Source organism: Paracoccus sp. (in: a-proteobacteria), from assembly GCF_030538755.1.
In the GTDB taxonomy this organism is placed as follows: domain Bacteria; phylum Pseudomonadota; class Alphaproteobacteria; order Rhodobacterales; family Rhodobacteraceae; genus Paracoccus.
Genome location: NZ_JAUNTJ010000002.1, coordinates 22,576 through 37,368, shown reverse-complemented (window position 1 = coordinate 37,368; position 14,793 = coordinate 22,576). Strand labels below are relative to the sequence as shown.

The 14,793-nt window shown below is 69.0% G+C and carries 6 protein-coding genes (1 of these 6 only partly in view); 5 read left to right on the top strand and 1 reads right to left on the bottom strand.

Annotated features, from left to right (window positions below):
* The 5 genes in view from Q4G14_RS01385 to Q4G14_RS01365 are tightly spaced (each overlapping or abutting the next) and all read left to right on the top strand, a layout consistent with a single transcriptional unit that may run on beyond the window.
* Window positions 1–1,145, top strand: the end of a protein-coding gene (locus tag Q4G14_RS01385; protein ID WP_303359930.1) for a type I polyketide synthase. Its footprint begins 3,139 nt before the window's first position; the window shows 1,145 of its 4,284 coding nt (coding positions 3,140–4,284); the start codon falls outside the window, past its left edge; its stop codon occupies window positions 1,143–1,145.
* Window positions 1,142–4,387: an amino acid adenylation domain-containing protein gene (locus Q4G14_RS01380; RefSeq protein WP_303359929.1), complete on the top strand. Its 3,246-nt coding sequence runs from the start codon at window positions 1,142–1,144 to the stop codon at window positions 4,385–4,387. Before Q4G14_RS01385 ends, Q4G14_RS01380 begins: the two co-directional genes overlap by 4 nt.
* Window positions 4,384–11,808 carry a non-ribosomal peptide synthetase gene (locus Q4G14_RS01375; protein WP_303359928.1) on the top strand — a complete coding sequence of 2,475 codons (7,425 nt, stop codon included), beginning with the start codon at window positions 4,384–4,386 and terminating at the stop codon, window positions 11,806–11,808. The genes Q4G14_RS01380 and Q4G14_RS01375 overlap by 4 nt, the downstream gene beginning before the upstream one ends.
* Window positions 11,808–13,415 (top strand): condensation domain-containing protein, encoded by a 1,608-nt coding sequence (locus Q4G14_RS01370; protein ID WP_303359927.1) that lies wholly within the window; start codon window positions 11,808–11,810, stop codon window positions 13,413–13,415. The genes Q4G14_RS01375 and Q4G14_RS01370 overlap by 1 nt, the downstream gene beginning before the upstream one ends.
* Window positions 13,415–14,107 carry a thioesterase II family protein gene (locus tag Q4G14_RS01365; RefSeq protein WP_303359926.1) on the top strand — a complete coding sequence of 231 codons (693 nt, stop codon included), beginning with the start codon at window positions 13,415–13,417 and terminating at the stop codon, window positions 14,105–14,107. The genes Q4G14_RS01370 and Q4G14_RS01365 overlap by 1 nt, the downstream gene beginning before the upstream one ends.
* On the opposite strand, the gene Q4G14_RS01360 is transcribed toward Q4G14_RS01365, so the two are convergent.
* The gene (locus tag Q4G14_RS01360; RefSeq protein WP_303359925.1) at window positions 14,095–14,793 is read right to left on the bottom strand and encodes a DUF2306 domain-containing protein; all 699 of its coding nucleotides are present in this window, start codon (window positions 14,791–14,793) and stop codon (window positions 14,095–14,097) included. The genes Q4G14_RS01365 and Q4G14_RS01360 overlap by 13 nt on opposite strands.

Sequence of the window (14,793 nt, the reverse complement as noted above, 5' to 3'; positions counted from 1 at the left end):
GTGGCCGGCACTGGCTGCTGGCCCATGCGGCGCAGGATCTGGCGGCAGCGGCCCCTCTGCGCCGCAATGGGGTCTATGTCGTTGCCGGCCATATCGCGCGCGGGATCGGTCAGGTCTGGGCGACCTTGCTGGCCGGTGCGAACGTCCGGCTGGCCTTGATCGAAGACAGCACGGCAGCGCCGCTGGACCTGCCCGAGGGCGACGCCGTGCTGCGGCTGACCGCCGATTGCACCGATCCGGCGGCCCTTGGCGCGGCGCTGGATCAGGTCGCCGCCAGATGGGGCCGCATCGAGGGGCTGTTTCTGTCCACCCCCTTCAGCGACGCCGATATGACCGCGCCGCTGGCCCTGATCGGCGACACGCAGCGCAGCGCCGTGCGCGACCGCTGCATTCTGCCGGTTCAGGCGCTGGCGGCGGCGATGGCCGGTCGCAAGATCGGGTTCGTCATGCTGCAATCCTCGCTGTCGTCGGTCATCGGCGGGCTTGGGCTGTCGGCCTATGCGGGGGCACATCACCATGCCGACCTGACCGCCGCCGCCCATACGCGCAAGGGCGCGGACTGGTATGCAGTGGGCTGGGACGCGCTGGCTGTCGCGCCATCCGCACGCGGCAACAGCCTGCTCGACGCATTCGCCCTGTCCCCCGATCAGGTCTGGGACGCCACCTGCCGCATCCTGGGCGCGCGGCTGACCGGGCACAGCATCGTCAGCCGGGGCGATGTCGATGCCCGCCGCGCCGAATGGCTGAACCCGGTGCCAAAGGTGCAGGAACAAGCCCCCGCGACCGCCCGCAAACGCCCCGCGCTGGACACCGCCTTTGTCGCGCCGCGCGGCCCGGTCGAGGAAAGCGTCGCGGCGATCTTGCAGGAACTGCTGGGAATCGACCGGATCGGCGTCATGGACGGATTCTACGAGCTGGGCGGGCATTCGCTGCTGGCGATCCGCGCCATCGCCCGCCTGCGCGAGACGTTCCCCGTGCAGATAGAGATGCGCGAACTGCTGCTGGACAACCCCACCGCCGCCAGCATCGCGGCGCTGATCCAGACCAAGCTGGCGGGCGACGGCGACCTTGCCGCGCTGTTGACCGAGGTGCAGGGCCTTTCCGACGACGACCTGCGCGCCGCTTTGGCCGAGGGCGCGCAATGACCGATCTTGCCGCACAGCTTGCCCGCCTGACGCCGGAACAGCGCGCCCTGCTGCAACGGCGCATGGCGGCGAAACGCCCCGACGCGATCCCCCGCCGCACGGGCGAGGGTCCGGCACCGCTGTCCTTTGCGCAGCGGCGGCTGTGGTTCATGCAGCAGATCAATCCGGCCAGCACGGCCTATAACATGATGACGGTGCTGCGCCTGACCGGGGCGCTGGACACAGGCGCGATGACGCAGGCATTCGCCGCGCTGACCGATCGGCATCAGGCATTGCGCACCCGCTATCAGACCGCGGCCGACGGCGCGCCGCAGCAGGTGCCCGACCGCGCGCCCGGCCTGACGCTGATCGACCTGTCGGGCCAGCCTCTGGACAGCGCGCACAGCCATATCGCGCAGATCACCGGCCAGCCCTTTGACCTGACGCAGGTTCCTCTGCGCGCAGCCCTGCTGCGGCTGGCGCCGGACGATCATGTTCTGGCCATCGGGCTGCATCACATCGTTGCCGACCGCTGGTCGCTGGGCATCATGGTGCGCGATCTGGCGGTGCTGTATGACGCCGCCAGCCGGGGTCAGGACAGCCCGCTGGCGCTGGTCGCGCTGCACATGCCCGATTTCGCGCTGTGGCAGCACGCGCAGGCGGATCAGGTAGAGCGACGCCAGCTGGATTACTGGCGGCAGCGGTTGTGCGACGCGCCTGCGCTGGACCTGCCGCGCGATTTCCGCCCCGTTCCGGGGACCGCGATGCCGGGCGGCTTTCTGCCCTTCGATCTGCCCGCCGATCTGGCAGGGTCCGCCCGCGACATGGCCGCGCGCCGTGGCGTCAGCCTGTTCACGCTGATGCTGACGGCGTTCAGCGCGCTGCTGTCGCGCTATTGCGATACGGATGATGTGGTGGTGGGCAGCGACGTGTCGAACCGCGACCGCCCGGAAACGCAGGGCATGATCGGCCCGCTGGTCAATACGCTGACGCTTCGCAGCGATCTGTCGGGTGCCTCTTTCGCCGATGCGCTGACCCGCATGGAATCCGTTTTGCGCGATGCCTTCGCCCATCAGGACGTGCCGCTGGATCAGGTGGTCGAGGCGCTGAACCCCGAACGCCGGGCGGGCGAGGCGATCCCGCTGTTTCGTGCCAAGTTCGACCTGCAACAGGCCGAGCGCCTGCCCGATGCCGTCCACGGCATCCGTTTGCAGCGGTTTCCCTATCAGGAACAGACCGCAAAATACGAACTGCGCTTTAATCTGGAAGATCACGGCGACCGCATCGCCGGGCGCGTCGAATACCGTGCCGATCTGTATCGCCCCGACACCATCGCAGCCATGTCGGCACATTACCAGCGCCTGCTGGCGCTGATGTTGGCCCAACCGGATCGCCCTATCGCCGATCTGCCGATGCTGTCGGATACCGAACGCGACGATCTGCTGGCGCTGGCGCAGGGACCAGAGCTGCCGCCCCATGCCGCCACACTCCACACCGCGTTCCAGGTGCAGGTGAACCGTGATCCCGATGCGGCGGCGATCTGGCATGATGGGCAATCCGTGACCTACGGCGAACTGGACGCGATGGCGAATGCGGTCGCGGCGGCGCTGATCCAGCGCGATATGCCACCGGAAACGCGGGTCGGCATCTGCATGGGGCGCACGCCCGCGCTGATTGCCGCGATCCTTGGCACGCTGAAGGCCGAATGCGCCTATGTGCCGCTGGACCCGGCCTATCCGCCCGCGCGCATCGGCTTTATGGCGCAGGATTCCGGCGCGGAACTGGTGCTGACCGATGGCACCGTGACCTTTGCGGCAGAGACGCTGGACGTGACCGCCCTGCCGCCCGCACCCCGCCCCGACCACCCACGAGGCACGCCGGACGGGTTGGCGGTTATCATCTATACCTCTGGCTCGACCGGGCAGCCCAAGGGTGTCGCGCTTGAACATCGCAATATCCTGTCGCGCGTGGCATGGGCCGGGCAGACCTTCGGTGCCGATGATCTGGCGGGGGTGCTGTTCGGAACCTCGGTCAGCTTTGATCTGTCGCTGTTCGAAATCTTTGCGACTCTCGGCAATGGCGGCCGGATCGTGCTGGCGCAGACGCTGCTGGACCTGCCCGCGCTGCATGATGCGGGCGTGACCATGCTGAACACCGTGCCCAGCCTGCTGCGCGAACTGGTGAAAAACGGCGATCTGCCCGCCAGCGTGCGGGCCGTGAACCTTGCGGGAGAGTTCTTTCCGCCCGCGCTGCTGGATCGGCTGCGGCAATTCCCGCAACTGCGGACCATCAACAACCTCTATGGCCCGACCGAAGACGCGATCTATGACGCTGGCAATCCGGTTCAGGATGAACCCGAACGGCCCATGCCCATCGGACGACCGTTTCCGGGGACGCGGCTTCATATCCTCGACCGGCACGGCAACCTGCTGCCACGCGGTGCGGCGGGCGAGATCTGCCTTGCCGGCGCGGGTCTGGCGCGGGGCTATCTGAACCGGCCCGACCTGACGGCGGAAAAATTCATCGCCGATCCTTACGCTCCGGGGCGGATGTATCGCAGCGGCGACCGCGCGCGATGGCGGGCGGACGGGCGGATCGACATCCTTGGCCGCATCGACGGACAGGTGAAACTGCGCGGAATGCGCATCGAGACCGGGGAGATCGAGGCCACGCTGGAAGCCCGCCCCGACGTGGCCGAGGCAATCGTGCTGGCCACGGGCGAACCGGGCGATTCCGACCGCCAGTTGGTTGCGCATGTCGCCCCGCCACCGGGCATGATCGTCACGGCCGAAATCCTGCGTGCGCATCTGGCCGGGCTGCTGCCTGCGCATCTGGTGCCGCAGCGCTGGAATGTGATGGATGTGCTGCCCCGGATGCCCAATGGCAAGATCGACCGGCGCGCGCTGGCCCAGATCACCGTCGAAACCGCCCCTGCCGAACCGCCCGCGAACGACACCGAGGCCCGCATCATCGCCATCTGGTGCGACATGCTGGACCGAAAGGGCATCGGCGCGACCGACGACTTTTTCGCCCTTGGCGGCCATTCGTTGCTGGCGATGCGGCTGCTGATCCGGCTGAAGGATGAATTCGCGGTGGACCTGCCCCTTGGCGCGCTGTTTCAGGCGCTGACGCCGCGCAGTCAGGCGGCGCTGATCCTTTCCGCCAGCACAGCCGCGCCGCAGGACCAGGACCCCACGGCGGGCCTCTCGGACGCCGAGGTCGAGGCGCTGCTGGCCCAGATGACAGAGGAACCCGCCCGTTGACGCAGATCGACCTTGCCACCCTCGACCCGGCAGCAAAACGTGCATTGCTGGCACAACGGCTGAAGGCCGCGGCCCGTGCGGGCGACACCGCGCAGGCACCGCTCAGCCTTGCGCAGCAGCGGCTGTGGTTCATCGACCAGATGCAGCCGGGCCAGTCGGTTTATACCATCACCGCCGCGCTGCGCCTGACGGGACCCCTGGATCTGGACCGCCTGTCCGCCGCGCTGGACCGTATCCGCGCCCGCCATGGCGCGCTGCGAACCCGCATCGTGGACCGGGACGGATCGCCCCTGCAACTGATCGACCCGGCAACCCCGCTTGCGGTGCAGCAACTGCATGGCGACCCCGACAAGGCGCTGGCCGAATTCGCTGCGCAGCCCTTTGATCTGGCGACCGGGCCGCTGGTCCGCTGCGGCCTGATCCTTCAGGGGCCAGAGGACCATATTCTTGCCTTTGCCGCGCATCATATCATCGCCGACTATCGCTCTTTGCAGATCATGATCGCGGAACTGGCCGCGCATTATGACGGGCAATCGGCGACCCTGCCGCCGCTGACGGTGCAGTATTCCGATTATGCGCTGACGCAACGCGGCCGTCTTGCACAGGTTCAGGCCCAGACCGATTACTGGCGCGGCACCCTGTCTGGCCTGGCTGGGCTGCTGGACCTGCCGACCGACCGGCCGCGTCCCGCGCGGCAGGATTTCGCCGGTGCGCGGCACAGGTTCGCGGTGCCCCAGCCGGTTGCGCAGCGGTTGGACGCGCTGGCCCGCGACCGGGGGATGACGCCCTTTCAGGTGCTGCTGGCGGGCTTTCACGCGCTGCACGCGCGTTATTCCGGCAGCACGGACATCTGCATCGGCACCACGGTGTCGAATCGCGACCGGGCGGAATTGCAGGGGCTGGTCGGTTATTTCGTCAACACGCTGGCGCTGCGGTGCGAGGTTGCGCCCGATGACAGTTTCGACAGCCTGCTGGCGCGAATGCGCGGCACCGTGACCGGCGCGATGGCGCATCAGGAGCTGCCGTTCGAGCAGGTCGTCGATGCTGTCGCCACGGGTCGCAGCACGGCCCACACGCCGATCTTTCAGTCGATGTTCAACCTGCATGAAAAGCAGCCCGCCGAACTGGGCTTTGGCGGGCTGACGGTCAGCGCCCTGCCGCTGGAGGGGCAGAACGCGCGCTTTGATCTGACGCTGGATCTGTTCCGGGGCGATCAGCTCACCGGCGTTCTGGAATACGCGACAGCACTGTTCGATGCCGACACGGCAGCGCGGATGGCGCAGGATTTCGTGCGGATTCTGGACAAGGCCAGCGCCGATCCGGGCGCGCCTCTGGCAGCTATCGCGCTGGTGACAGAGGCGGACGCCGCGCGGCTGGCCCGGCTGAACGACAGTGCCGCGCCGGTGCCCGATGCCGATCTGGCGCAACTGCTTGCCGCCACTGCGGCGCGGCGCGGCGATGGCGTGGCGCTGATCGCGGGCCAGATGCAGATGACCCATGCGGAACTGGATGCCGCCGCCGACCGTCTGGCGCGGCATCTGGCGGCACAGGTGCCGCAGGGCGCGCGGATCGCCATCTGCCTGCCGCGCGGCCCCGATCTGGTGGTGGCGCTGCTGGCGGCGCTGAAGCTGGGCGCGCCCTATGTCCCGCTGGACCCGACCCATCCGCCCGCACGGTTGCAGATGATCCTTGACGATGCGCAACCGGCGCTGATGCTGAGCGCGGGTCCACCCCCCGTCGATGCGCCCTGCCCCGTCGTCGACCCGGGCGCGGTCATGGACGCCCCGCCGCTGACGCGCCATGTCGCCCCCGAAGATCTGGCCTATGTCATCTTTACCAGCGGCACGACCGGACGACCCAAGGGCGTCCCCATCCGGCAGGCCAGCCTTGTGAACCTGCTGACCAGCATGGCGCAGCGCCCCGGCATGTCTGAAACCGACACGCTGCTGGCCGTCACCACGCCCGCCTTCGACATCGCCGCGCTGGAACTGTTCCTGCCGCTGCTGACCGGCGGCACGCTGGTGCTGGCGGACAGTCACGACGTGATCGACGGCCACGCGCTGGCCGCGTTGATCGCGCGCCACGGGGTGACGCTGATGCAGGCGACGCCCGCGACATGGCGGCTGTTGACCGACGAAGGCTGGCGCGCGCCGGACGGGTTCCGCGCCCTGTCGGGGGGCGAGGCGCTGGACCCCGCGCTTGCCCGCGATCTGCTGGCGACGGGGGCAGCGGTCTGGAACCTTTACGGCCCGACCGAAACGACGATCTGGTCGGCCTGCGCACAGATCACCGATCCCGACCTGATCGCGCTGGGCCAGCCAGTCGCGAACACCGCGCTGCATGTGCTGGACGCGGGCGGGCAATTGTGCCCGAAGGGCGTTGCGGGGGAACTGCATATCGGGGGGCTGGGCCTGTCGCCCGGCTATCTGGACCGCCCCGACCTGACGGCAGAACGCTTTGTGACGGTGCGGGGCGAACGCCTGTATCGCACGGGCGACCGGGCAAAGCGGCTGGCCGATGGCACGCTGATCTATCTGGGCCGTCTGGATTTTCAGGTGAAACTGCGCGGTTTCCGCATCGAACTGGCCGAGATCGAAGCCCAGCTGACCGCCGATCCTGCCGTTGAACAGGCCGTGGTGACGCTGCATGGCGATGGCGATCAGGCGGCGCTGGTCGCCTATCTGCGCAGCCAGCCCTCTTCTGATCTGGAACCGCGCCTGCGCGCCCGTCTGGTGCAGACCCTGCCCGGCTACATGATGCCCGCGGCCTTTGTCGTGCTGGACGCCTTTCCGTTGAACGCCAACGGCAAGGTGGACCGCGCCCGCCTGCCCGCGCCTGCCGCGCGCGGGGTCAGCATCAGCGCCCCCCGGACGCCCACCGAAGCGATCATCGCCCGCCTGTGGCAAGACCTGATGTCGCTCTCTGCGCCTGACCGGGATGCGGATTTCTTTGCCCTTGGCGGGCATTCCCTGCTGGCCATGCGCATGATCGCCCGCCTGCCGCACAAAGGAGCCCGCGCCGTGTCGCTGCGCCTTCTGTTTGAAAACCCGCGCCTTTCCGATTTTGCCGCCGCACTGGACGCCAACGACCTGATCGCCCAAGGGACCGCCGCGCCGATCCCGCGCCTGCCCGATGGTGCCCCCCGCCCCCTGTCCTATGCGCAGTCGCGGCAATGGACGCTGGCGGCGCTGGACCCTGGCCAGTCGGCCTATAACCTGCCCGCCGCCGTGCGGATCGCGGGTCCGGTTCAGACCGAACGGCTGGCCCGCGCGTGGGAACTGATCTGCCAGCGCCATGACGTGCTGCGCAGCGCCTATCCGGGCGAGACCGGCACGCCGCGCGTGGTTCTGGGCGACACTCCCCCCTTCGATATGCCAGCGACAGCGGGGGCGACGGCGCTGCCCGACATCCTGCGCGAGGCGGCGGCGCAGCCCTTCGATCTGGCACGCGGCCCGCTGGCGCGGCTAAGCCTGTTTGCGGATGGCGCGGATCATGTGCTGCTGCTGGTCATGCACCATATCATCGGCGATGCCCTGTCGCTGGAACTGGTGCTGCGCGATCTGCGGGCGGCCTATCAGGCGCTGGAAACCGCGCCCGACCACCGGCCCGCGCCCCTGCCCGTCCAATACGTCGATTTCGCGGCATGGCAGCGCGGGCAGGATATGGACCGGCACGTCCGCTATTGGGTGGATCGCCTGCGCGATGCGCCGCCGCTGCTGGACCTGCCGACCGATTTTCCGCGCCCCGCCCGACAGGGCTTTGCGGGCGGCAGCGTCGATTTCAGCGTGACCGGCGCGGCGGCGCAGGGGCTGCGCGATCTGGCCGCGCGCGCGGGCGCCACGCCCTATATGGCGATGCTGTCGGCCTATGCCGCCCTGCTGGGCCGCTATACCGGCGCGGCCGAGGTCGTGATCGGCACCCCTGCCACCGCCCGCCCACACCCCGACCTGGAAGGCGTGGCGGGCATGTTCGTCAACACGCTGGCATGGCGTCTGCCGGCGGGCGATGCAGCGGGTTTTGGCGCGCTGCTGGCCGCCTGCCGTGACCGGGTGATCGAGGGCCTGACCCATCAGGACGCCCCATTCGAGCGCATCGTGGACGCGCTGGAACCCGAACGCACGCTGAGCCACAATCCGGTGTTCCAGACGCTGTTTTCGTGGAAAACCCGCGCGGATCAGGCCGAGGCCGGGGATTGGCAGGCGGTGCCCATCGAAAGCACGACCGCCAAGCTGGACGTGACCCTGGGCATTCTGGACCGGGGCGACGAATTCGCGGTCCGGCTGGAATATCGCCGCGATCTCTTTCGCCCCGAGACCGCGGAAAACATGGCCCGCGCGTTCCAGTCGCTGATCGCTGCCGTGGTGGCCTCGCCCGATCTGGCGACGGCACGGCTGTCCTTGATCGACCCCGATCAGCGGGCGCAGATCGCGGTGTGGAACGACTCGGGGCGGGCGCAAGGGGGGGCGCAGACCCTGCACGCGCTGTTTGCGGCTCAGGCCGCCCGGACCCCCGACGCCCCGGCCCTGCGCGACGCCGATCATGCGCTGACCTATGCCGATCTGGACCGGCGCAGCGATGCCCTGGCCGCGCATCTGCAATCGCGGGGTGTCGGACGCGGGGACCGCGTGGGAATCGCCCTGCCGCGCAATGTGGATTTGGTCGTGGCGCTGCTGGCGGTGCTGAAAACCGGCGCGGCTTATGTGCCGCTGGACCCGCGCTATCCGGCCGAACGCATTGCCTATATCGCGGCTGACGCGCAGCTTGCGATGATCCTTGACCAGCTGCCGGACGTCGCCCCGGCGCAGCCCGCCCCGATCGCCGGCCAGCCGGACGATCCGGCCTATCTGATCTATACCTCAGGCTCGACCGGCAACCCCAAGGGCGTGGTGATCGCGCATCGCAACGCCGCCGCGCTGGTGGCATGGGCCGGGGGCGCGTTCACGGCGGATCAGATGGCGGGGGTGCTGGCCTCGACCTCGATCTGTTTCGACCTGTCGGTTTTCGAGATCTTCGCCACGCTGTCGCTGGGCGGCACGGTGCTGATGGCCGACGATCTGTTCGCGCTGCCGGACGCGCCCTATGCGGATCGGGTGACGCTGGTGAATACGGTGCCCACGCCGATGGCCGAGTTGCTGCGGTTGGGCGATCTGCCCGCCAATGTCGGGACCGTCTGCCTTGCCGGTGAGGTGCTGCCCCCCGCCCTTGCCGCGCGCCTTTACGGGCTGCCGGGGGTGGCGCAGGTCTGGAACCTCTATGGCCCGTCCGAGGACACGACCTATTCCACCGGCATGATCCTGCCGCGCGCCGGCGGCTTTAACATCGGGCGACCGCTCACCGGCACGCAGGCGCATGTGCGGGACGATCACGGCCAGCCCGTCCCCCCCGGAATGCCCGGAGAACTGTATCTGACCGGCGCGGGCGTCGCACTGGGCTATTGGAACCGTCCCGAACTGACGGCGGAACGCTTTGCCGCACTGGACGGCCAGCCCGCCTATCGCACCGGCGACCGGGTGCGTTGGGCACCGGACGGAACGCTCGACTATCTGGGCCGGGGCGACCGGCAGGTCAAGCTGCGTGGCTTTCGCGTCGAACCCGGAGAGGTCGAATCCGCCCTGACCCTGATCCCCGGCATCACCGCAGCCGCCGTCGATATCTGGCGCGACGGCGACGGCAACGCCCTGCTGACGGCATGGGTCGAAGGCGCGGCCCGCGCGGGCGATCTGACCGCACAACTGGCGCAGCGCCTGCCCGCGCATCTGGTGCCCGCGCGCTTTGTCCTGCTGGACAACCTGCCGCGCCTGCCCAATGGCAAGCTGGACCGGGGTGCCCTGCCCGCACCCGATCTGGCGGTCGCACCGACGCAGGGCGACGCACCGCAACCGGGGGCCGAGGCCGATCTGGCCGCGATCTGGACCCGTGTGCTGGGGCATGATGGCATCACGAGGCAGGATAATTTCTTCGCCATCGGCGGCGATTCGATCCTTGCCATTCAGGTGGTCGCGCAGGCTCGGGCGGCGGGGATGGCGCTGTCGCCGCGCGATATGTTCCAATACGCAACCCTTGCCGCGCTGGCGGGCATGGCCGCCGAACGCGGCATCGCAGAGGGGGGGCGGGAACCGGTTGTCGGCCCCCAGCCGCTGACGGCGGCGCAGGCATGGCTGCTGAACCGCGACCTGCCGCAGCCCGCGCACTGGAATCAGGCAATGGTGCTGACGCCCGCGCGCCCGCTGGAGCCGGGGCTGGTGCAGCAGGCGCTGGCCACCTTGTCCGACTGGCACGACGCCTTGCGCGCCCGCTTTACGCGCGGGGCCGATGGCTGGCAGCAGGATTACGCCGCGCCGGGCCTGCCAATCCTGCTGGTGCAGGAAACCGGCGATGTGACCAGGATCGCCGCGCGGATGCAGGCCGGGTTCGATCTGGAACATGGCCCGCTGTGGGGTGCGGCGCTGGTCGAGACAGCGGACGGACAGCGGCTGGCCGTCGCGGCGCATCACCTGCTGGTCGATGGCGTCTCGTGGCGCATTCTGCTGGACGATCTGCAAACGATCCTTGCGGCGCTGACCCTGGGCCAGACGCCGGACACACCGCCGCGCGGGGCCAGTGCGGGCGCGTGGGCCAGCTGGCTGGCCGCCGCGCCCGCCATCGCGGCCCAGCGTGACTATTGGGCGGCGATCCCCGCGCAACCGCAACCCGACGCAGGCACCGAAGGTCAGGCCGCCCGCCACGATCAGTTGATCGGCCCGGACCTGTCGCGGCAGGTGCTGGACGACGCACCCGCCGCCTATCCCGTCACGACACAAGAGCTGTTGGTCTCGGCCCTGTATCTGGCGATGCGCGACTGGACCGGCGCCCCCGGCCTGACGGTGCAGATGGAAAGCCACGGCCGCCCCGATCTGTCGCCGGATCTGGACCTGACGCGCACGGTCGGCTGGCTGACGGCGATCTATCCGGTGCATCTGACAACGCCCGACGCCACCTTCGAGGCGACCCTGCGCATGGTCAAGGACAGCCTGCGCCGGGTGCCCGACGATGGCGTGGGCCATGGCGTACTGCGGGCGGCGGGCATGGTGCCCGACGTGCCCGCTGGCCTGCGCTTCAACTATCTCGGCCGGGTCGCGGGGGCACTGGACGGCGGTCTGCTGTCCCCCGCTGCGGAAAGCGCCGGTCCCGTGCGCGGCCCGCAGAACCCCCGCGACACCGCGCTGGAGGTGAATGTGCTGGCGACCCCCGACGGCCTGCGCATCGGCTGGCACCATCATGCGGGGACCGCGATCACCCCGCTGGCCGAGGCGTTCCAGCGCCATCTTGCCAGTCTGACCGCGCATTGCCTGACCGGCGATGATGCCGGCCTGACCCCCGCCGATTTCCCGGACATGGATCTGGGCGATGACGACCTCGAAGATCTGCTGCGGAGCCTGTGATGACCCAAGACGACGATGCCGCCCGCCGGCGAAATATCGAAAACATCTATCCGCTGGCGCCGTTGCAGGAAGGCATCCTGTTTCACAGCCTGATGGCGCCGGGGGCATCGGGCGTCTATATGCCGCAGATCGCGTTTCACCTGTCGGGGCGGATCGACCCCGCGCGCCTGCGCGAGGCATGGGAACAGGTGCTGGCGCGCCACTCTGCCCTGCGCAGCAGCATTCACTGGGAAGAACGGGACGAGCCGTTTCAGGTCGTCTATCGGCACCTGCCGCTGCCCTGGACGGATCTTGACTGGCGCGGGCAGGACGCCGATGCGGCACTGGCGCGGCTTTTCGCGGAAAACCGCGCGCAGCCCTTTGACCTGCGCCGCCCGCCGCTGATGCGTCTGACCCTTGCGCGGGTGGCCGATGACCGCAATGTGCTGGTCCTGTGCCATCATCACATCATTCTGGACGGCTGGTCGCAGGCCCGGATGCTGGAAGATGTAATGGCGATCTATCACGGCGCGCCCCTGCCGCCGCCGCGCCCCTATGCCGAGTTCATCCGCTGGCTCAAGCGGCAGGATCGCGACGTCTCCGCAGCGTTCTGGCGCGACTATCTGGCCGGCACGCCGGGCGCCAGCATCGCCTTTGGCGAGGCGGGCACACGACCGGATTTCGCCCGGCAGGAATGGCCCTTCCCCGCCGGTCTGGCATCCCGCGTGACCGATTTCTGCGCCGCGCGCGGGGTTACGCTGAACACGCTGCTGCAAGGGGTGCTGGGGCTGGTGCTGGCGCAGCGTCTTGGCCGAACGGATGTGCTGTTCGGGGCGGCCACGGCGGGACGCCCGGCCAGCCTGCCCGGCGCGATGGACATGGTGGGCCTGTTCCTGAACGCGCTGCCGGTGCGCATCCGGCTGGACCCGGCGCAGGGGGTGGTCGCCTGGCTGCGCGATCTGCAAGCGCAGCAGGCCGCGACCATTGCCCATGAACATGTCGCCCTGCGTCAGATTCAGGGCAACATGGGCACGCTGTTCGACTGCCTGCTGGTCGTCGAAAATTACCCCGTCACGGCAGGCAAGGACGCGGGCGACATCCGTCTTGACCGGATCGAGTTCGACGAATGGACACATTTTCCGCTGACCCTGCTGGTCGCCCCGGCCAGCGCCGGGATGAAGCTTATCCTGCGGCATGATCGCAGCGTGATCCCTGACACCGGGCTGGCTGATTTCCTGAACCGCTTTTCCGCGACGCTGGACCGGATCACGGCATCGCCCGACACGCCGATCCTGTCGCTGACCGGGCCGCTGAACCGGGCCGAGCCGCCGCGCACCGCCACCCCGGACCTGAAACCCGCGCGCGCGGTCAGCGGCCCCACCGAGCTGGCCCTCGCCGCCATCTGGGCCGAGGTTCTGAAATCGCCGCAGCCCATGGCCAACGACAATTTCTTTGCCATCGGCGGACATTCCCTGCTGGCTGCGCGCGTCGCTTCGCGCCTGCGCCGCGATCTGGGGGTAGAGATCGGCGTGCGCGCCGTCTTCGACCACCCGGTGCTGGCCGATCTGGCTGCGCATCTGGACGGCCTCCGCGCCCTTGCCCCCGACGAAATCATGGTTGAATTCTGATGCTGATCTGCCTGCCGCCCGCCGGAGCGGGACCGTCGATCTTTCGCCCGTGGCAACGTGACGACCCCGGCATCTGCGCGCCACAGATCCCCGGACGAGAGACGCTGTTCCGCGACCCGCCCGCCCCCGATCTGCCGCGTCTGGCCGATCGGATCGCGCTGGCCGTCGCGCCGACCCTGCCCGCCAGCTATGCGGTGTTCGGCTATTCCATGGGCGGCACCGTGGCCTATCTGCTGGCACGCCGCCTGATGCGGATGGGCCGCCCGGCACCACAGGCGCTGTTTCTGCTGGGCGCCTCGGCCCCGGACAGGCTGCACCAGGAAACCGCAGGCCTGCTGGCGCTGGACAGCGCCGGTTTCTGGGCCGAGATCGCGCGCCTTGGCGGCACGCCCGACGCGATCCTTGCCGACCCCGAGTTGCGCGACCTGTTCGAACCGGCGCTGCGCCATGATTTCGGGCTGTGCGCCCGGCATCGGGACGACGGCGATTTCCGCCTGCCCTGCCCGGTCCATGTCTTTGTCGCCGCCGATGATCCGCTGGTCGGCGACGACAGTGTGCAGGATTGGGCGCGGTTTACCACCGGCATGGCATATCTGCACCCGCTGCCCGGCAGACATATGCTGGACGCCCCGGCCTTTGCCGCCTTGCTGACAACGATCCGCAGGCTGTCGGTGCCGGTTCAGGCCCTCTGACGCCCGCGCGCCCGGTCCTGCTGCCAGAACCACAGCTCCAGCAGCGCGGCATAGCCGAGGAAAAAGCCCCATGCCTGGAAACGGTCGAAGGCGCCGGTCATCCCGGGCGTGGTCCACAGCCCGCCGGTCAGCCGGTCCCAGATGACATAGTGCATCCGATACAGCCACGACGCGATCACCAGCACGGTGAACCGCCACCCCCACCGCCGATGCAGCGCCCAGCGACGCGCCCGGCCCAGCCGATAGGTCTGCACCGCCGCCGTCAGCATCATCACCCCATACAGCGTGGACGAGGCATCCATCATCACCCCGCCCGTAGTGCCGCGCAGCAGCGCATAGACGATACCGCCGAAAGCCGTGAACATCCCGATCACCACCATCACCCGCCCCGCCCACCGATGCGCGGCGGGCGATCTGCGCCGGATCGCCGCGACCAGCTGCAAGGGCGCGATGATCGTCAGCAGGCCGCCGGTAATCATGTGCCAATACATGATCGCCGTCACGACCGGCTGGTTTTCCGACCAGAACGGGTCCAGCCCGGTCAGATCATTGGTGACGCCCCACAGGCCCAGCCAGACGGAATGCGCGATAAAACCCGACATCATCACGAACAGCAGCGCGATTGCGGCCAGCCAGCCCGGCAATCTGAACCCCTGATACCGCCCAGTGCCGATGATGCGTTCCAT